Origin of the sequence: Leptolyngbya sp. FACHB-8 (assembly GCF_014695575.1) — a bacterium.
GTDB lineage: Bacteria > Cyanobacteriota > Cyanobacteriia > Elainellales > Elainellaceae > Vacuolonema.
Genome location: NZ_JACJOO010000075.1, coordinates 19,473 through 37,813 on the forward strand (window position 1 = coordinate 19,473; position 18,341 = coordinate 37,813).

Genomic DNA, 18,341 nt, shown 5'->3' on the forward strand with positions numbered 1-18,341 from the left:
CAGTTGATTTTCGAGAAGCCATACTCCGTGCGGCTTCTCGAAAATCAACTATTTAATCAAATAGGACTTACCCATTTCGTTGGGTACGTTCCATACACTCAACGAACATGGGTAAGCCCTGAATCAAATCACGCTGGGGTCAGCGCATGGGTCAGCGCCAAGCAGTCAGCATAAGACCAGTAAAGGTAGACTGTATCGCCCAATTCCAACAGGCTGCCCTGGCGGTTAGGCTGAAGAACCGTTATACGCTCGGTTTTACCATCCCGACAGAAATCGCCTGGCTCTAAATCTACAACGTAGTGAACGTGAGTTCCCAGGTACATCGTGTTTTGTACCCGGCCCTTATAACAGTTGACATTTGCATCCAAAGGTTCAGGACTGAGGTGCACATTCTCAGGCCGAAGACTCAAAACAACTGCCTCCCCCACCGAACCACTCCACCCCTCCGCAGGGTGAACCAGAATACGCATTCCACTTTCCGTGGTAATTTTCAGCAGACTGGCATCTGCTGCTTCCACAAAACCATGCAGCAAATTGGTATCACCAATGAAATCAGCCACGAAAGGAGTCTGGGGGTTTTCGTAAATTTGGCTGGGAGTGCCAATCTGCTCAATACGTCCCCCATTCATAACGGCGATACGGTTGGAAAGGCTCAGGGCTTCCTCCTGGTCATGGGTCACCATCACAAAGGTGACGCCCAATTCCTGGTGCAGCGTAGACAGCTCGACCTGCATTTCCTTTCGCAGTTTCAAATCTAATGCCCCTAGGGGTTCATCCAGTAATACCACCGTCGGGCGGTTCACTAAGGCTCGAGCCAGGGCAACTCGCTGCTGCTGACCGCCGGAGAGTTGGCTGGGGTAGCGGCGGGCAAAGGAATCCATCTTGACCAATTGCAGCGCTTCCTCAACCCGTCTCAGAATTTCCGCCGTCCCATGTTTTTTGATGCGGAGACCAAACGCGACATTCTCCCAGACCGTTAAGTGACCAAATAAGGCGTAGCTTTGGAAGACTGTATTGACAGGCCGTCGATAGGGAGGCACGTTTGCCATCCCCTGTCCTCGAATCAGGACATCCCCAGACGTAGGTTGCTCAAAACCCGCAATCAAGCGCAGAGTTGTGGTTTTTCCACAGCCGGATGGCCCCAGAATACTAAAAAACTCTCCCTGGCGAATTCCCAGATCAATACCCCGAACTGCTGTATCTCCGTTGTAGACCTTGAAGACTTTGCGCAGTTCCACATCGTACCGAGCATTTGTCTCTGTCGCTGTCTGGTTATGTGTAATGGTCTGAGCCATGAAAAGTCCCCGCAGTCACGCAATCTCAACTCGAATGGTTACCCGATCTACCCCGCTAAGCGGTGCTTGAAAAGTCTCAGAAAGAGCTCCTTGATTAGAAGAAATTAATTTTTATTCATAGTGGATGAAAATTAACGGTTCTAATCTCCCTTGATTGAGCCTACCTAAGTATTTGGGCAGTTGGGGAAATCAACGGTTAAACGCGATACCATTGAACGTTAGTCCGTAGCATAGCTTAAAGTTATGGACGATCACTATAGAGATATTTCTAAAATCTTTCCTCAATTCAAGTTGAGTACTGTGGTGTAGCCTTCCAGCTTAGAAGCTCGTCTGACCGTCCAATGATGAAGTCGGCTAGACTGGCAAATTGAGCAGGTTGCTTTCAACAGTCAAGCTAACCCTCATATGTTTTGAATAGATAGCGATCGCCCTCATGACTCTGACGAAAAACGGTTTACTAGGCCAACGGGACAGCACCCGTACCGTAGGGCAACGATACCAATCGGTTGTTGTCATGTTTTTCATTACTCTGGCCCTCTTGGGAGGTATTGGTAGTCGTCTAGCCTACCTACAACTGGTACAGGGTGAACAAAACCGCCAGTTAGCTGACAATAACCGCATTCGACTAATTCCCCGACAACCGGAGCGGGGGCGGATTTTGGATCGGAAAGGCCGCACCTTAGCCGGAAGCCGTCTGTCCTTCGCCGTCTTTCTGTGGCCGATCGCCAATAAAGAAGCTGAGTGGAAGCCTATCGTTCAAAAAGTCTCGAAGATCCTCAATATTCCTCCTAAGGTAATTGAGGATCGTCTAACACAGGCCGGGTATCACTCGCCTACCTTAGTGCGCATTGCCCGAGGCATCAGTCCAGCTCAGGTTACGGCATTAGCCGAACTTAGTCCCGAGCTGAACGGTGTCCAGGTAGAAGGGGAAGCGGTGCGCTATTACCCGAACGGTGACCTGGGAGCTCATGTGCTGGGCTACACGGGGGAACTCACTGATGATGAGTTGAAAGATAACCTGGACAAGGGCTACCGGCTGGGGGATGTCATTGGCCAAATGGGGGTCGAATCATCCTTTGAGCCTCGCCTGCGGGGTGAGTGGGGTGGCCAGCAGGTAGAAGTCGATGGTGCTGGCCGTGTGCTACGGGTGCTGGGCGAAAAATCTGCTCGCGCTGGAAATACAGTCACCCTCACCCTGGATCTGGATGTGCAACGGGCCGCAGAGGCAGCTTTGGGCGATCGCAAAGGGGCCGTCATTGCCATTGATCCCCGCAATGGTGCAGTACTAGCCATGGTTAGCCGCCCCACCTTCGACCCCAATATCTTCTCAGGCCGTGTTACTGATGACCAGTGGCAAGAACTGCAAGAGAAACAGTACCCCTTTGTCAATCGAACGTTACAGGGCTTTCCACCCGCCAGCACCTTCAAAATTGTGACCACAACTGCTGCCATTGAGTCGGGTAGTTTCTCCCCCACAGCGGTACTACCCACCTACCCATTCGTTTCAGTCGGTGGCATTCAGTTTTGGGATTGGAACCGGGCCGGTTTTGGGCCGTTGAACTTCCCAGGGGCCATGGCCATGAGCAGTGACACTTTCTTCTATCAAACTGCCATGCGAATGGGTGGCGAAACCTTAATTGAGTGGACGCGCCGCTATGGCTTTGGCAGTAAAACAGGCATTGAATTAAGTGATGAAGAGGCAGCCGGATTGGTGCCTGACGAAGCCTGGAAACAAGAAAATATTGGTGAAGGCTGGTTTATTGGTGACAGCATTAATATGTCTATTGGCCAGGGCTTCATGCAAGCTTCGCCGCTGCAAGTGGCCCGGATGTTTGCGGTACCAGCCAACGGTGGCTACCTGGTTAAACCGCACCTGCTAAAAGACAACGAAGAAGCTAAGCAGTGGCGAGAATCGCTCAACATATCCCCCACCACGGTAAGGGTGTTGGAGCAGGGGTTACGGCGAGTGGTTACCGCGGGAACAGGGAAGGTACTGAATGTTCCGGACCTCCCCCCCATCGCTGGCAAAAGTGGCACGGCTGAGGATCCTCCTCGGCACTCTCATGCCTGGTTTGGAGCCTATGCCCCCTTCGATAAACCTGAAATTGTCGTCGTTGCCTTCGTTGAGAACTCAGCCGCAGGCGGGGGTGGTAAAGTAGCGGGCCCGATTGTGCTTCAAGTCTTACAAACCTATTTTGGTAAGGCGAAGTCAACGGCGAATCAGCCTGCGAATTGACGTTTCTATCATTTATAGCAATGTGCAAGTGCGTTAAGTACAGCAACGGCAATGTGGGGCACTTCGTGCCCCACGTTGCCATACTTAATTAATGTGCACAGCGCTAGATGGAGTGGTACCCATTCCATCAACGATGAATGCCAGCCCTATTTTTTTCCTTTTAATAAATACGTCACCATTTCCCCCTTACCTTTGACCAAAATTTGGCCCCGTTCTTCAAAGACAAATTGGTACTTCAGACACTCGTAGGTCGTGTCGGTCACCTGAATCTCGTTTGGCAGCCCCTGAGATTCCATCCGGCTGGCCGTGTTGACAGTATCGCCCCAGAGGTCGTAGGCAAATTTTTTCAAGCCTATAACACCAGCAACAACAGGGCCCGTATGAATTCCAATCCGTAACAAAATGGGTCGACCGAAGTAGAAGCTAAATTTTTCTAGAGCATCTTGCATCGCAAGGGCCATGTTAGCGATCGCCACCGCATGGTCTTCCCGGTAATGGGGTACCCCTGCCACCACCATGTAAGCATCGCCAATGGTTTTAATCTTCTCCAGGGCAAACTCTTCTACAAGCTCATCGAACATAGAAAAGACGGTGTTGAGCAACTCCACAATTTGATCTGGGGTCATGTGGGCTGAAAGCTGAGTGAAGTCGACAATATCTGCAAACAGCACGGTGACAGTCGAAAAATTATCGGCAACGGTGCGCTGATTGCGTAGCAAGCGCTCCGCGACAGACTGGGGCAGAATGTTGAGCAGGAGTGCTTGCGATCGCGATCGTTCGTCGTCTAACTGTCGACGAATCACAAACTCCGTGTGAAACAACTGATCAATCAGGTACACCACCAGAACGGACATTCCCGAAATCCACACCATATCGAACAGCACATCTGCTGCTGCGGTGCCCTCCGGGAATAGAGGCAACCCCAGAAGGCCATTCACCCCGAAGTAGTAGGCATAGGCTCCTAAATGAGAAACCAGGTGTAGCCGCCAGCGAAATGGGATAACAGTGGCCTGAGCAAAAAATAGCATGGTCCACCCAGAAATATCTGGATTGATGTGCCCGCTGAGGGTTTCGGGAATTTCGGTGAGAACGCTCACGGCCCAAGAGAGCGTTAGGAACATGAGGGATAGGTTGCTATGCCGGGGCGATCGCTGCAACCACACCAACAGCCCAGCCAGCACCACGGCCGTCAGCAGATTCATCACAGCTTGAGCATCCACCGAGCTAGTCGGCAAAACCCAGGCCCTCACCCAATCCAGGGCAGCATAGGTGGCAAAATAACCAAACGCTAGCAGCATGCCCAAGCCTAACCGCCGTCGCATGAAAAGGCGTTGCCACAGGGCGTAGGTCATGCGACCAGTGTCATCCGGTCGTTCCAGAAAGAAACGAACAAACCGGCGAGCAAACTGAATAGTCGGTATCACGGGGCGATCGCCGTCTAGAAAGCGAGGAGGTGTTGAGTGGCTCTTGGGCTGATCCCATCTGGTACACACCAGCCGATCAATCCAATAGCCAGGCCTTAAATAACCCATTCAGGTATAGCTGCACGCCAGGAAGAGGAGTAACGTATCTATATCGAGAGAGGTAGGGTGCTGCCCCGTCGAATTATCGAGAGATAGCAGTATGGCTCGAAGTCAAATTATTCAAATTCTACGTCGTGCTTACCAAACAATTGGTATTGCAACAAAGCAAAAAATTTCCATTGGTGAGGCTGAGGGGTTATTAACATCCCAGTCCCACTTATCCCGTCGAGAGTTTTTATACGGCAGTCTGGTTACGGGGGCAACTCTGGGTTTACGCCCCAAAGAGGTAACACAGGTTATTAGTAATCCCAAAATTTTGGTCGTAGGTGCGGGAGTTGCCGGTCTGACGGTGGCCTATCGGCTACAACAGGCTGGCATAGCGGTTGATCTGGTAGATGCGTCTCAACGGGTGGGGGGACGGTTGCGCAGTCTGCGAGACTGGCCCGGATGCCCCAATCCGGTAGAACTGGGGGGGGAATTTATTGATACCCGGCATACAGCGGTGCACGCATTGGTGCAAGAGCTGGGCTTGCCCCTGGCAGATTTGCGAGAAGCTGATCGCGGGCTGGAGGCAGAAGTTTTCTTTTTCAACGGGCAGCGAGTTTCTCACAAGGCCGTGATTGATGCTTTTATTCCATTAGCTGAAAAGCTCAATCGGGATTTAGCTGCCATTGGCGACGCCACACCCAATTACCGCAATGCCAATCGTGCGACTCAAGCCCTCGATCGCCTTTCGCTGGATGCATACCTGGATACGGTCGATATTGATCCGATGATTCGCGATCTGGTGCGTGTTGCCTACATCACGGAGTATGGCCGTGACAGCGGAGATCAGACCTGCCTGAACATGCTGTTTTTGATTGGAACGGAGTCCGGCCAGTGGAGCACCTACGGCACCAGTGATGAACGCTGGCATGTTATTGGAGGAAATGAGCAAATTCCTAAAACCCTGGCTCAACGGTTGCGATCGCCCATTCAATCAGAAACGGTCTTAGAATCAATCCGCGAAACCGATACTGGCACCTATCAGGTCAGCCTGCGGCAGGGAGCGACCAGCCGAGAACGCACCTATGAAGGGGTTGTTCTGGCAGTACCTTTTACGGTGTTGCGGCAGGTGGAATTAGCAGTAAAGTTACCCCCAGCTAAACGGGCAGCGATCGCTCAACTGGGGTACGGCACCAGTACCAAGCTCGTCGTTCCCTTGCGAGAGCGAATCTGGCGTAATCGCTATGGTTCTACCATTAGTGTTTACACTGATCAGGCTTTTCAAAATACCTGGGAGAGTGCCCGTTACACGCCCGGCAGCAGTGGCTGGATCACCAACTTACGGGGTGGTGCAGAAGGCATTCGGCTGGGAGAAGGAACTCCTGAAGCACAGGGCGATCGCCTGATCAGGAGTCTGAGTCCCCTCTTCCCAGGTATTGATCAAGTACAGAGAGGGCAAGCCCTACGAGCTTACTGGGCGGCAGAGCCCTATGCTCTGGGGTCCTACTCTTGCTACCGACCGGGTCAGTGGACTCAGTTTGGTGGAGCCGAAGCGGAACCTGTGGGTAACTTATGGTTTGCTGGAGAGCACTGCTCCCTCAGCTCTCAAGGGTATATCAATGGCGCGGTTGAATCTGCAGAAGTGGCTGCACAACAGGTGCTCAAAACTTTGAGAGGACAGTCGGTATAGTGCGGTCGCTAAGCCATACACAGCCTCCAGGTGAGGCAATCTGACGTGTCTATTGTTGCGTGTGCAAAACGCACGCAACAATAGGGGTTTTTCGAGTGCCACACAATGCGTTGTACTCAAAAGCGAAACTTCGCGTCTATGCTCCTTCCTGTGTCGAGGTAAAAGCCTGCCCTGTATTGAGGCAAAAGCTTGCTGGGTAGGAATTTAGGGCGATCGCAAAAAAGTAAAGATATTCTTAAAATCGACTAAATAAGCGCCATAATTCGGTTAAGTTACACGGTGCTAAGTGTAAATACTCAGCCTAAAGAGGCTTGGTTTAACTCTGACGAGTCGATCAGTCTTAAACCAGCCCATGTGAAACCAATGGCATCGCATGAACGTAGAAGATCTTTTACAACAGTACGCTGAAGGACGGCGTGACTTTTCTGGAATTAACTTGACTCAGGCGAACCTGTTTGAAGCCAATCTTCAAGACATCAACCTTCAGGGCAGCAACCTGAATGGGGCCTATCTGCCCTATGCCAACCTGAGCCGGGCAAATCTTGAAGATGCACAATTGCAAGGGGCCGACTTAAGCCATGCCCGATTGCAGTCCACCAATCTAAATCGAGCTAAGCTGCATCAGACAAATCTCTCTCGTGCTATCTGCTCGTATTCCACCTTCCAGGGCGCTAATCTATCAGATGCGAATTGCCAAACTACTGATTTTCGGTACGCTGACCTATCACAGGCAAACCTCACCCAGGCCAATCTGGTTAATGCTAATTTAGAACACACGAACCTGACCCAGGCCAATCTCCAACAAGCCAATTTGTTTCGATCCCAGGGGGGGAGTTTCAAGGAGAGTGTCTCTGACACCCGAACAATTTTCCCCGATGGGCATCGAAATGGGGATGGCTAACGCTTCTCTTTAAGAATTCAGCAACTCCCATTATGAGCTTCAAAGGCGAGAGTTCGCACCTTTGAAGCTTGAAGATAGACCGCCTTCGGCGGTCTATCTTCAAGCTTCAATTTAAAGTGGAAATTGCTGTTAAAAATCTGTTCTGGATGTGTAGTTGTTTATTGTATGTGTAGTTGTTTGTTGTGGAAAAGGAACTCGCATTCTTTCCACAGCAAACAACCACACGTTTGAAACACAATTTCTTTAAGCAAGTATGTTTTGAGGGTACAAAAACCTAGATTCTATGGCTCTAAAGTATCGCTCAATCAGCAATCTCCCAGTTTTTCAGGTGAGAGATTTGCTTTTTAATGAGAAAGCCCCTCGTTTCTCCATGGTTTATGCTAGTAGAAAAGTGTGTTACATCCCTTTATAAGCTGGGTTATCGCTTTTACGGGCTCACCCGTTAGGGAAGAAAAAACTAGAGATCAAGCCTCTAGTTCTTTTTTACCTCTGAAAGATCTAAGGTGCTAGGAAAAATTGGATGCGATCGCATCTCTGGTACTTAAGTGCTTGACACATCACGAATCAGCAGAGCCTGTTCATCTACAAAACCTTCATTCGGGTGAGAATATTGCCTGTGCAGTCCCCTTTCGATGCCGCTGTTGATGCTTTATCTCAGCACGAATGTCTGACACGAATCAAAAAACTGTTGATTTATACCTGTCAGAGTGTCTGGGAAAGCGACCCCTATCGGCTCGACTACTTTGACTTGCGCAGCCTCGTGTATCAGCTTCTACAATTGGCCCCATCGCGGGAACAGTTACGCAGCCGCCTCGATACCTTTGTTCGCACCTTAAGCAAGGTAGATGAATATACTCACGTTGCTGATATTATTTACAGCCAGTTAGAGCCGCTCTGCGTTCATCAACCCAGCGGCCCGCTCAAAGGAGATTCTCGTTGGCAAAGTAAGGCCGACCGTCAGCGTTATCGCACTGTGGCTCGACAATTACTTCAGGATCCAGAACAGGTTCGCATCAAAAAGATCCTGTACTGTGCGCAAACTCGCACCTGGGAAAATGACCCAGGCGTTCTCAGCCAAATCGACCTGGAAGCATTACTTCAAGACTTGCATAGCCTGCTTCAAACCCCGGAAGCTTTGGCGTTAAACCTGAATGCTATTGTGCAGACTCTCAATCGTCAGGAGCAATATATCCCCATTGCTCAACGCACCCAGCGCATCCTGGCCCCTCTCTTTGCAGAAGAAGCACCTGAGCAGACAAGGGTTATGCCTGCCGCTAGTCCTCAAACTGTAGCTCCAGCGCCTTCTAAAGCTCAGCGATCGCCCGCTCCCCCGCCGCCACCACCACCACCCAGAGCCACGGCTATATCTCCCCCGGCCCCTAGCTTTAAGCCTGCGGTTAAAGTATTGGATACAGCTAATTTGATGGATGTACGCTTGCAGGTCATGAAATACAGTAATCCCCTGCGGGCTAAGGTACTCCTTTTCTCTACCCTATATCGCCCGCTTGGACCGGAGCCCCGCTCCTGGGAAGTGCTCCATTCTCATGAGCTAGATACTTTGCTTTTAGAAGCCTTCCGAGCTTTTAGAGACGACAGTGAACTGCGTCTAAAGCTTCAGCAAACAGCCGAAGCTCTGGCGGAATCAGAGCACTACATTCAGGCAGCAGGGGCTATTCTACGGGCTTTAAAGCCTTACTATGCTCCAAAAACCTCCTCCGCAACTTCACCCGAAGAACCTGTGAGTGCTGGAGGGCCAAATACCAGCATTTCTAAACAACAGGAATGGACGGTTCCCCATCTTCCACCTCATCCCAAAAATTCTCCATAAGGCTGAATAAAGTGCAGCACACAAGACTGCCCCTCATTCATGCGAGGAACGCCATTGGAATCAATACACGCTACTCCCTCTTAATGAAGGGATCAACCATGAATGCTCGAGAGTTGCTACAACGTTATGCGGCCAAACAAACCAACTTTGCAGAGGCCAAGCTGAACGGCATTGACCTATCAGGGGCAGATTTAATTGGAATTGATCTGAGTCAGGCTTACTTACAAAATGCAACGCTGACCCTGGCTTACTTGAACCGAGCAAACCTATCAAAGGCGCATTTGAACCGGGCCCGGTTAAGCGGCATCAACCTGAGTCAGGCGAATCTTATACGAGCGAGCCTGCGCGATGCAGATTTACATGGAGCGATCTTGCAGGGAGCAGATTTGAGAGGAGCGGATCTGAGCCTGGCCAGTTTACTGGATGCCAATCTGCTGGATGCAGATCTGCGGAATGCTGAGTTGGGTGGAGCGAATTTGACGGGAGCCTGTCTGCGAGGAGCAAACCTGCGAGAAGAAAACCGCAAGTATATTGCAAATCTGCGGGGAGCCATTCTACGCAAAGCAGATCTGCAGGGAGCCAATTTGACGGGAGCCGACCTGGCTCGTGTTGACCTGCGAGGTGCGGATCTGAGTGAGGCAATGCTACGAGGAGCCGACTTGAGCGGAGCAGATTTGAGCGAGGCAAACCTCCGTGGAGCATTTCTAACGGAGGCAAACTTGGTGCAAGCCAATCTGCGAGAGGCAAACCTGACTAATGCTAAATTGGAGCGGGTAGAAGCTTTAGAGGCTGATTTGGAAGGTACCACGCTCAAAGGAGCCATTCTTCCGGATGCTAAACTGACCCATGCTAATCTGCAAGGGGCCAACTTACAGGATGCCCAGCTGAGCCGTGCCGACCTGAGCCGCGCTAATCTCAAGCAAGCAAATCTCCAGGGAGCATTTCTCACCGATGCCTATCTGGCCCGTACAGATCTCAGTGACGCAGATCTGACGAATGCCAACCTTGTTCGAGCTGAAATGAGCAGTACCAATTTGCTCGGAGCCATCCTTGCAGGAGCTACGATGCCTGATGGTTCAGATGGAGACTAGGACTCGACAGCTTAAGTTCGCCGATGGTTAGGGATAGGTTGATTTCTGCCGCTTAGTACTATAGCGCTGTGCATGTTGATTAAGTACGGTGGTGTGGGGCACTTCGTGCCCCACACCACCGTTGTTGTACTTAACGCACTTGCACATTGCTATAGTAGCCGCTTAGTACTAGTAGAGAGGCCCAGGCAGTGCCTGGGCCTCTCTACTAGATTCTTAATGATTGAGCGCCTAGCGCTCAGTCATTGGTTGACGTTACACCAGGGCAGGTTGGCGGTTGCTCAGGTGAGGATAAAGCGGGAAGCGATCGCACAACTTTCCAATCCGCACACGGCAGTCTTCCGCTACAGATTCGTCACTGGGGTTGAGCAGGCGATCGGCAATGATGTTGGCGATTTCGACGAATTCTGCCTCGGCCATGCCGCGAGTCGTCATCGCTGGGGAGCCCAGACGAATACCGCTGGTAACAAAGGGCGATTCGGGATCAAAAGGCACCGTGTTCTTGTTAGCCGTGATGCGGGTCGTTCCCAACAGTTGGTCGGCCACCTTGCCCGTCATACCGATCGAGCGCAGATCTACCAGCATCAGGTGATTATCAGTACCATCGGATACCAACTTAAAACCACGGGCTTGCAGTTGTGCCGCCATGGCCTGAGCATTCTTGATCACTTGACCGCAGTATTGCTTGAAGGATGGCTGCAGGGCTTCACCAAAGGCAACCGCTTTCCCAGCGATGACATGCTCCAGTGGGCCACCCTGGGTACCGGGGAAAACGGCTTTGTCAAATTTCTTACCCAGCTCAACATCCCGGGTCATGATCAGGCCACCGCGAGGACCCCGTAAGGTTTTGTGGGTGGTAGTGGTAACCACATCACATAGGGGTACGGGATTGGGGTGGTGCCCACTCGCTACCAGACCCGCAATGTGAGCGATGTCAGCCATCAGATAGGCTCCTACTTCGTCGGCGATCGCCCGGAACTTCTCGAATTCAATAATTCGAGGATAAGCAGAGTAGCCGCAGATGATGAGCTTGGGCCGATGTTGCAGAGCCAAGTCACGAATTTGGTCAAAGTCAAGGCGCTCGGTTTCCCGATTCACGCCATACTGCACGACCTTAAACCATTTACCAGACACATTCACAGGCGAACCATGGGTCAGGTGACCACCATGGGACAGATCCATGCCAAGAATGGTATCGCCCGGCTCTAGCAAAGACAGGAAAACGGCAAAGTTAGCCTGGGCTCCGGAGTGGGGTTGTACGTTGGCATGAGCTGCACCAAACAGCTCTTTGACGCGATCGATCGCCAACTGCTCAACTTTATCAACGAACTCACAGCCACCGTAGTAGCGCTTTCCGGGTAGACCTTCCGCATATTTGTTGGTCAACACGGAACCTTGGGCAGCCATCACGGCCGCCGAGGTAAAGTTTTCACTGGCAATCAATTCCAAATGGTCTTGCTGCCGTTGCAGCTCATCCTGAACGAGGGCCGCGACTGTCGGGTCGGTTGCCGCTAGAAAATCCCAATTGGTTTGAGTCACAAATACGCTCCCAGGAGTTCTCACATCAACGTGGCATAGATTGCCCTATGCTAGGGGCCAGGGTGCGACGGTATGCTCTCCGGTAAAGCCCCGCTTAGCCGATTGCCCTGGATCTAACATCATACTGCGGTTGCGGTTTCTCGCGAAGATGGGATCTTGAGGAGCTGGCTTTCTATCAAAAGGTAGAGAATTGCGGATTGTAGATGACGTTAAGCTTCCGCCATCTTCCGGGCGCGACCATAGAAGGCTGATATAGAATTTAAGGATAGGAGAAATCCAGCACGGTACACCGGAAAGCGACTGTACGTCGGAGGTGACGGATGCTTATTGTATTAATGGATCAACAAATTCTTTCCCCGGAGCAGATTTGTCCGGGATGTCTGATGGCAGACCAGAGCGGGCAACCTCGCTGGAACCATGGGAAGCTACGCTGTGGACGCGCCCTAAAACGCACCGCAGAGACAGTGCCAGAACAGTACGAGTGCCAAATGGGCTTCCGGATTGCCAATATTGAATGATTGAAACCCATTACAGAGTAGGAGCGGTGCTTAGTGCCGCTCCTACTCTGTAATGGGGTCTTTAGAATAGCTGTGAGTATAGCTACCCTCTTCTCTTAAGGATCCGCATTCTTGTTGTGTGGGCTGCCTTGCACCCCACACAACAAGAATGCATAAATATAGTGGGCTTGTATAAGTCCTATTGGTAATTAATTAAATTAATTAACCTGAGTTCGGGTTAAGGGCGTTTTCGAGTGCCGCGCGTTGCGCGGCACTCGAAAACGCTCATTTTGGCGTGCGCTTTGCGCACGCCAAAATGAGCACTTCAGCTTATCCCGAACTGAGGTTAATTAGGTGATTTCTGAAAAAGAACTTCCCATTTTTGGGAGAAAGTACGCGGCTTCGCCGCGCACTTTCTCCCAAAAATGGGGCTACTCTTTTGCGGTAATCTCCTTAGATGGCTGTGGATGGATAGAGGACGGGTTGAAAGAGTTTGCGGTAATCTAGAGCAAAAGCCGCTTAGTTTCCCTCTGATTAGGAGTTTTGCTCATGACCTGGCGTGGCTCCATAACGGCGAGCGATCGCATCTTTGCTTGCCTACCTTACCTGCTGCCGCTCATCTCGTGCCTTGGTTTCGCCGCCCCTCTGGTGTCGCAGTTTCCAGTGGTGGGGCTATTGTTCCTCCCAATCCTGCCCATTGCGGCCATTTATCAGGGAGTTCCCTTCCTCAGTCTGGCGATTTTCTTCGCATTATTTTTGCTGGTCGTACGCAATGAGAGCATTGCTCGCTTCATCCGATTCAACACGATGCAGGCGATCCTATTTGATATCGTGCTGGCCCTGTGCAGTATTGTGATCAGCTACGTACTGCGGCCCATCCTGCCCGGTGGATTGCTGATGGATACCCTGTACAACGTGATTTTCCTGGGCACTTTAGCGGCCGTTGGTTACTCGCTGGTTCAAACAGCTATGGGTAAGTACGCCGAAATTCCTACCATCTCAGATGCGGTAAATACACAGATTCCTTAATCTAGCCCCATTTACAAAGCGCGTTGGAGATACTGTCTCCAACGCGCTTTGTTTTGCACCTGTTTCTATTCCAACCCCAGTTCTCGCTTTAGCAGACTGATGGACTTTTCACCGATGTAATTCTCGCAAGTCACCAAGCGAGGAGCCCGAATCAGATCATCCCGTACCTTCTGAATCGTGTCCCGTACCGCCTTTTCACTGTACTGATCGAAACAGACAATGGTTTGGGAACTGCGAACTAAAGCTGTCAGCTTGTAGGCATCTTCGGTCTGGGCCGTCATCACCAGCAACTCTTCACCCCGCAAGCTGTGAATAATGACTTCCACAGCTCGCAGAATTCCTGTACTGAGACTCACGACACCGATGTTGGTGTTGCGAGGAACGTCCTTGAGTAGGTCCAGTTCTTTGCGGTAGTCATAGATATCAATAGGGATCACACGAACGGATTTGGGGGAAGCGATCGCCTCCGCTTCCCCAATGAAGTAGCGGCTCGTGACCACCGTTCCCCCACGGGCCTGATCCAGCACTTCCCCCAATTCCTCAAGGGGTACCAGTTGGACAGGAATCTGGAGCGCTTGCTGAAGCTCACGCACCATCAACTCACCGGCCCCAATATCCTGACTGGGAGCCGTAACCAGCACGCGGGCACTGCACCGCAACCGCCAGTCAATCTCTGCCAGAAACAATTCTCGGGCCTGGCTCAGGGAACACCCCTGGTTCAACAGCTCATCCAGGCTCTTTTGCACCAGTTTGTAGGCTTTGGGGTGCTTCTCCATGATGGGCGATCGGCTGGCCCCACCGCCTCCTTCATCGCCCTGAGCTCGTACGTAAATGCCGGCTCCAGCTCGGGCATCGACAACCCCATCATCTTCTAGCTGCCGATAAACCTTGCTGATAGTGTTGCGGTGCAGCCCGGTTTGCATGGCCAGTTGGCGGGTGCTGGGCAGGCGGTGTCCGGGGGGAAATTGGCGAGAGGCGATCGCAAAGCGAATTTGATTATAAAGTTGGGCCGAAGCGGGAATGTCGCTCTCTGGCTGGATATGGAACTCAACCATGGTGTTTAAGGAAGTGCAGAAATGGGCAAGCGGCTGGGGGGCAAGCTGGAAGAGATCCTGATTAGGGACTACATTCGAAATCGCAGGGTTTCCTGGATTTAATCCTAAAAACGAAGGGATCAGGCGGTTGCGCCATCCAGTTTACCTCCATAATCTCGTTGACAGCTTCATAATTAACGTGGCGAGTTGCAAAAAGCACAATGGTTGTAACCCAGGATATTCATACTGAGCGCATTACCGTCCCCAATGGTGATTTGCAAATCGAGGCATACCTGGCCCAGCCCGCGGCAGAAGGGGTGTTTCCGGCAATCGTTGTGATTCAGGAAATCTTTGGGGTGAATGCCCATATTCGGGATGTCACCGAACGTTTTGCTCGATTGGGGTACGTGGCGATCGCCCCCGCTATCTACCAGCGCCAGGCTCCCGGCTTTGAAGCAGGCTATACCGAACAGTCTATTAAGCTTGGTCGCCAATATAAAGAGCAAACTCAGGTTTCTGAGCTGCTGAGCGACATTTCAGCGACCCTGGCCTACTTGAAAACACGGCCTAATGTGAAAGCGGGGGCGATCGGCTGCATTGGTTTTTGCTTCGGTGGCCACGTTGCTTACTTAGCCGCAACCCTACCCGACATTAAAGCAACAGCCTCCTTCTACGGAGCAGGCATTCCGACCTGGAGCCCTGGCGGTGGCGCACCCACACTCAGCTACACCGCTGACATTCAGGGCGTGATTTATGCCTTCTTTGGCATGGATGATCCCAGCATTCCCCCCGAACATGTAGACGACATTGAAGGAGTCTTGCAAAACCACCACATTTCCCATCGAGTATTCCGTTACCCAGGAGCCCAACATGGCTTTTTCTGCGACCAGCGTGGCAACTATAACGCCGAGGCAGCCGCAGATGCCTGGGAAAAAGTTCAGCATCTATTTAGCCAAACTCTGCATTCATAGTTAACGTCAGTTCGGGATAAGCCGAGCCGCCCATTATTGCGTGCGCGACGCGCACACAATAATGAGCTTTTTCGAGTGCCGCGCTTCGCGCGGCACTCGAAAAAGCCCTTAACTGGAGCTGAGGTTAGTTAACCTCGGGTGCATTCCACTTTTGTGAGGCGAGCAAAGCCCGCCTCACAAAAGTGGGTTCCTAAATCCGCAAAAGTGGGATGCACCCGTTAACCTTTATTTGGCATAAGCCTAAGTGCCCCTTGTTACCTGCGACAAAGAGAGGATGGGTGCCCCGCGCCCATCCTCTCTGCCAAAGAGGTCTGGAGCTTTGGAAATCCATTTGAATGTGTTAATCCATTCTCTTGGATGGGGAATGTTACAGGTAAGCGCGGCGAACTAGGCGGAAAAGCCCCTATTCGACAGAAATAAAAAATTGGGGCATCCTGACTGTAAGTTATACCTATCCGCCGTTGTTACTGAGGCGGTTGTTGTGATGTCGTTTTTTCGGTCGTCTTGCAGCGATTGAACGAAGCCATGCGCCCAATACTGAATCAACTTCCTGTTTTAATAGCCGTTTTGACCCTGAGTTTAGGGGGCTGCTCGCCATCCAAATCCAACGAAACTGCTACTCCCGTCCCAGTCTCACCCAGCTTAACCGCTTCGTCACCTGCAACCTCAGCTACACCAGCAGCACCGAATGTTGCTCAACTGGTAGCCGAAGCAAAAGAAAACGCGACCCAGGCTGCAACCCTATCTCAGTCAGCCCAATCGCGAGATGACTGGGCTTTGGTGAGTAGCCGTTGGCAACGGGCGATCGCCCTCCTCAGCCGTATCCCTGAGGGCGCCCCCGAAGCAGCCAAAGCCCAGCAAGATCTGGCCACCTATCGGCGCAACTTGGCCGAGGCACAGCAACAGGCCAGCCAACCGCTCAATCGGCAACCCGTCCGTCTAGCTCGCCCTGAGGCAGACGCCTCGCCCGCTGACGGCAGTAGCCCATCACCTGACGCCAGCCCTTCCGGGGATGGGACAGCCTCCCCAGAAGCCAGTCCGTCTCCGGGTGAAAGCCCATCACCAGGAACCAGCCCGTCACCAGGCGAAAGCCCGTCACCAGGAACCAGCCCGTCACCAGGCGAAAGCCCGTCGCCCCAGGCCAATTTGTCTCAGCGGGCGGATGTGACGGCGGAGGTGGCACTCGCCAATCATTTGCAGCAGACAGGCGCACGGATGTATGCCGCCTACTGGTGTGGTTATTGCCAACGTCAGCAGGCAATGTTTGGCTCCGAAGCCGTGCAGCAATTGGAGATTGTAGAATGCGACCCCCGCGGGACTAATCCTCAAGTAGATCGCTGTCGCACAGCCAACGTGGGTAGCTTTCCCACCTGGCAAATTAATGGACGACTCTATCCTGGCCTGCAATCTATGACCCGCCTGGCAGATTTGTCAGGATATAGCGGCCCTCGCACATTTAGGAACTAGCCATGACACCGAGAACAACCGCATCCACATCAAAGCGTTCCGTTAAACACTGGCTTGGGTTAGGAGCGTTGGGGTTACTCGGTTTGGGGCTGGTGGTCTGGGCTAGCCAGATTCGCCTGATTGAATTTCTACGACCATTGCAATCCCTGGTGTTTTGGCTAGAAGAACTGTACCGTCCCTGGCTGGAACAGACGGCTGCTCAGAACCCACTGCTACTGTTGCCAATGGCGTTTCTGGGAGGGCTGATAGCCAGCCTTTCTCCCTGCATTCTTTCCTTGCTACCGGTGAACCTGGGCTACATTGGTACCCGAGAAATTACGTCTCGGCGGGATGCCTTGCTCAAAGCAGGTCTGTTTGTACTGGGGGTCAGTACGACCCTCAGTATTATTGGGCTGTTTTCGTCGGTGGCAGCGGCGATCGCCCTCCAATACCGTGGCTATATCAATGTTTTGGTAGGACTGCTGATTGTAACCATGGGGTTAGGGCTGTTTGGGATTGTGCCTCTACCCATGCCATCCTTTGGGAAACACTTGCCCCTTGCCAATCCCTACATCTTTGGCCTGTCGTTTGCCCTGGTTTTATCTCCCTGTGCCAGCCCCATTGTGTTCGCGGTCATTGCCGCGGCAGGAGCAACAGGCTCACAGGTGATCAGTGTGCTGACGATGGTGAGCTATGCCATTGGCTACAGCATGATTATTTTTCTAGCCAGCCTCTTTACTGGGTTGGCAAAACAAACCCGAGGATGGCTGGTCCATTCCAGCAAATTCTTGCGAATTGGTGCCGTCATGCTGGTGCTCCTGGGAACCTATTACATTGCGACGGGGGTAAATTGGCTCACATTGATGAAGAATTAGAAAAAAATCTGTATCGCAAGATACCTTTGTGCCATAATTCAACCAAAGAAGAGTTTACGGAACTTCTCTCCAGTCTATTGATGTTCTGTTACAGAACATTTCCGACAACCCTTCTCTCCCTTGACTTCCACAGAGAGGCATACCTATGGGCACTCCGTCGAATTCCAATCCCAGACTGAATACAAGTCAGGCATTAGATCAGGCAGTCCGAAATTACCGCAAACACGACCTGCGAGGGCCAGAGTTATTCCGTCAGTGGAAAGCAATTCGAGATGCCTCTCTCGCCTTAGAAATGGGCCCTGGTGAGGGCGATCGCGTTGCTGGCGATGACAGCTACTAAACGATGACTGAAACAAAGAGCGCGGTGCTTAGCACCGCGCTCTTTGTTATTGTGGACGACCCAA

General features: G+C 51.9%; 15 protein-coding genes. 11 read left to right on the plus strand and 4 right to left on the minus strand.

What is annotated here, in order from left to right:
* Positions 1-128: 128 nt before the first annotated feature.
* On the minus strand, positions 129-1,295 hold the full coding sequence (locus H6F91_RS20740) for an ABC transporter ATP-binding protein (RefSeq protein ID WP_190772573.1): 1,167 nt from the start codon (positions 1,293-1,295) through the stop codon (positions 129-131).
* A 433-nt stretch (positions 1,296-1,728) separates the two neighbouring features.
* Here H6F91_RS20740 and mrdA point away from each other — a divergent pair, with 433 nt between their 5' ends.
* Positions 1,729-3,531 carry a penicillin-binding protein 2 gene (mrdA, locus tag H6F91_RS20745; RefSeq protein WP_190772572.1) on the plus strand — a complete coding sequence of 601 codons (1,803 nt, stop codon included), beginning with the start codon at positions 1,729-1,731 and terminating at the stop codon, positions 3,529-3,531.
* A gap of 146 nt (positions 3,532-3,677) precedes the next feature.
* On the opposite strand, the gene H6F91_RS20750 is transcribed toward mrdA, so the two are convergent.
* Positions 3,678-5,024, minus strand: coding sequence for an adenylate/guanylate cyclase domain-containing protein (locus H6F91_RS20750; RefSeq protein ID WP_190789456.1), 1,347 nt, complete (start codon positions 5,022-5,024; stop codon positions 3,678-3,680).
* A gap of 130 nt (positions 5,025-5,154) precedes the next feature.
* On the opposite strand from H6F91_RS20750, the gene H6F91_RS20755 reads away from it, so the two are divergent.
* The 4 genes from H6F91_RS20755 (at position 5,155) to H6F91_RS20770 (ending at position 10,549) form a co-directional block, all read left to right on the plus strand.
* Complete coding sequence (locus tag H6F91_RS20755; RefSeq protein ID WP_190772570.1) at positions 5,155-6,729, plus strand: NAD(P)/FAD-dependent oxidoreductase; 1,575 nt, start codon at positions 5,155-5,157, stop codon at positions 6,727-6,729.
* Positions 6,730-7,102: 373 nt separating this feature from the next.
* Complete coding sequence (locus H6F91_RS20760) at positions 7,103-7,630, plus strand: pentapeptide repeat-containing protein (RefSeq protein ID WP_190772569.1); 528 nt, start codon at positions 7,103-7,105, stop codon at positions 7,628-7,630.
* A 616-nt stretch (positions 7,631-8,246) separates the two neighbouring features.
* Positions 8,247-9,458 (plus strand): hypothetical protein, encoded by a 1,212-nt coding sequence (locus H6F91_RS20765; RefSeq protein WP_190772568.1) that lies wholly within the window; start codon positions 8,247-8,249, stop codon positions 9,456-9,458.
* A 98-nt stretch (positions 9,459-9,556) separates the two neighbouring features.
* Positions 9,557-10,549, plus strand: coding sequence for a pentapeptide repeat-containing protein (locus tag H6F91_RS20770; protein WP_190772567.1), 993 nt, complete (start codon positions 9,557-9,559; stop codon positions 10,547-10,549).
* Positions 10,550-10,801: 252 nt separating this feature from the next.
* Here the strand turns inward: H6F91_RS20770 and glyA are convergent, their stop codons facing one another.
* A complete protein-coding gene (gene glyA / locus H6F91_RS20775) occupies positions 10,802-12,085 on the minus strand; it encodes a serine hydroxymethyltransferase (RefSeq protein WP_190772566.1) in 1,284 nt (427 codons plus the stop codon).
* A gap of 320 nt (positions 12,086-12,405) precedes the next feature.
* Here glyA and H6F91_RS20780 point away from each other — a divergent pair, with 320 nt between their 5' ends.
* The gene (locus H6F91_RS20780) at positions 12,406-12,603 is read left to right on the plus strand and encodes a hypothetical protein (RefSeq protein WP_190772565.1); all 198 of its coding nucleotides are present in this window, start codon (positions 12,406-12,408) and stop codon (positions 12,601-12,603) included.
* 528 nt (positions 12,604-13,131) lie between these two features.
* Positions 13,132-13,611 carry a Tic20 family protein gene (locus tag H6F91_RS20785; RefSeq protein WP_190772564.1) on the plus strand — a complete coding sequence of 160 codons (480 nt, stop codon included), beginning with the start codon at positions 13,132-13,134 and terminating at the stop codon, positions 13,609-13,611.
* Between the two features lie 65 nt (positions 13,612-13,676).
* Here H6F91_RS20785 and H6F91_RS20790 read toward each other — a convergent pair whose 3' ends face one another.
* Complete coding sequence (locus H6F91_RS20790) at positions 13,677-14,666, minus strand: GntR family transcriptional regulator (protein WP_190772563.1); 990 nt, start codon at positions 14,664-14,666, stop codon at positions 13,677-13,679.
* Positions 14,667-14,866: 200 nt separating this feature from the next.
* Here H6F91_RS20790 and H6F91_RS20795 point away from each other — a divergent pair, with 200 nt between their 5' ends.
* The 4 genes from H6F91_RS20795 to H6F91_RS20810 all read left to right on the plus strand — a co-directional run bounded on the left by H6F91_RS20795 (position 14,867) and on the right by H6F91_RS20810 (position 18,277).
* Positions 14,867-15,616 (plus strand): dienelactone hydrolase family protein, encoded by a 750-nt coding sequence (locus tag H6F91_RS20795; protein ID WP_190789457.1) that lies wholly within the window; start codon positions 14,867-14,869, stop codon positions 15,614-15,616.
* Between the two features lie 525 nt (positions 15,617-16,141).
* Positions 16,142-17,083 carry a hypothetical protein gene (locus tag H6F91_RS20800; RefSeq protein ID WP_190772561.1) on the plus strand — a complete coding sequence of 314 codons (942 nt, stop codon included), beginning with the start codon at positions 16,142-16,144 and terminating at the stop codon, positions 17,081-17,083.
* 2 nt (positions 17,084-17,085) lie between these two features.
* Positions 17,086-17,937 carry a cytochrome c biogenesis protein CcdA gene (locus tag H6F91_RS20805; protein ID WP_190772560.1) on the plus strand — a complete coding sequence of 284 codons (852 nt, stop codon included), beginning with the start codon at positions 17,086-17,088 and terminating at the stop codon, positions 17,935-17,937.
* A 145-nt stretch (positions 17,938-18,082) separates the two neighbouring features.
* Positions 18,083-18,277, plus strand: coding sequence for a hypothetical protein (locus H6F91_RS20810; protein ID WP_190772559.1), 195 nt, complete (start codon positions 18,083-18,085; stop codon positions 18,275-18,277).
* The last annotated feature ends 64 nt before the right edge of the window (positions 18,278-18,341 follow it).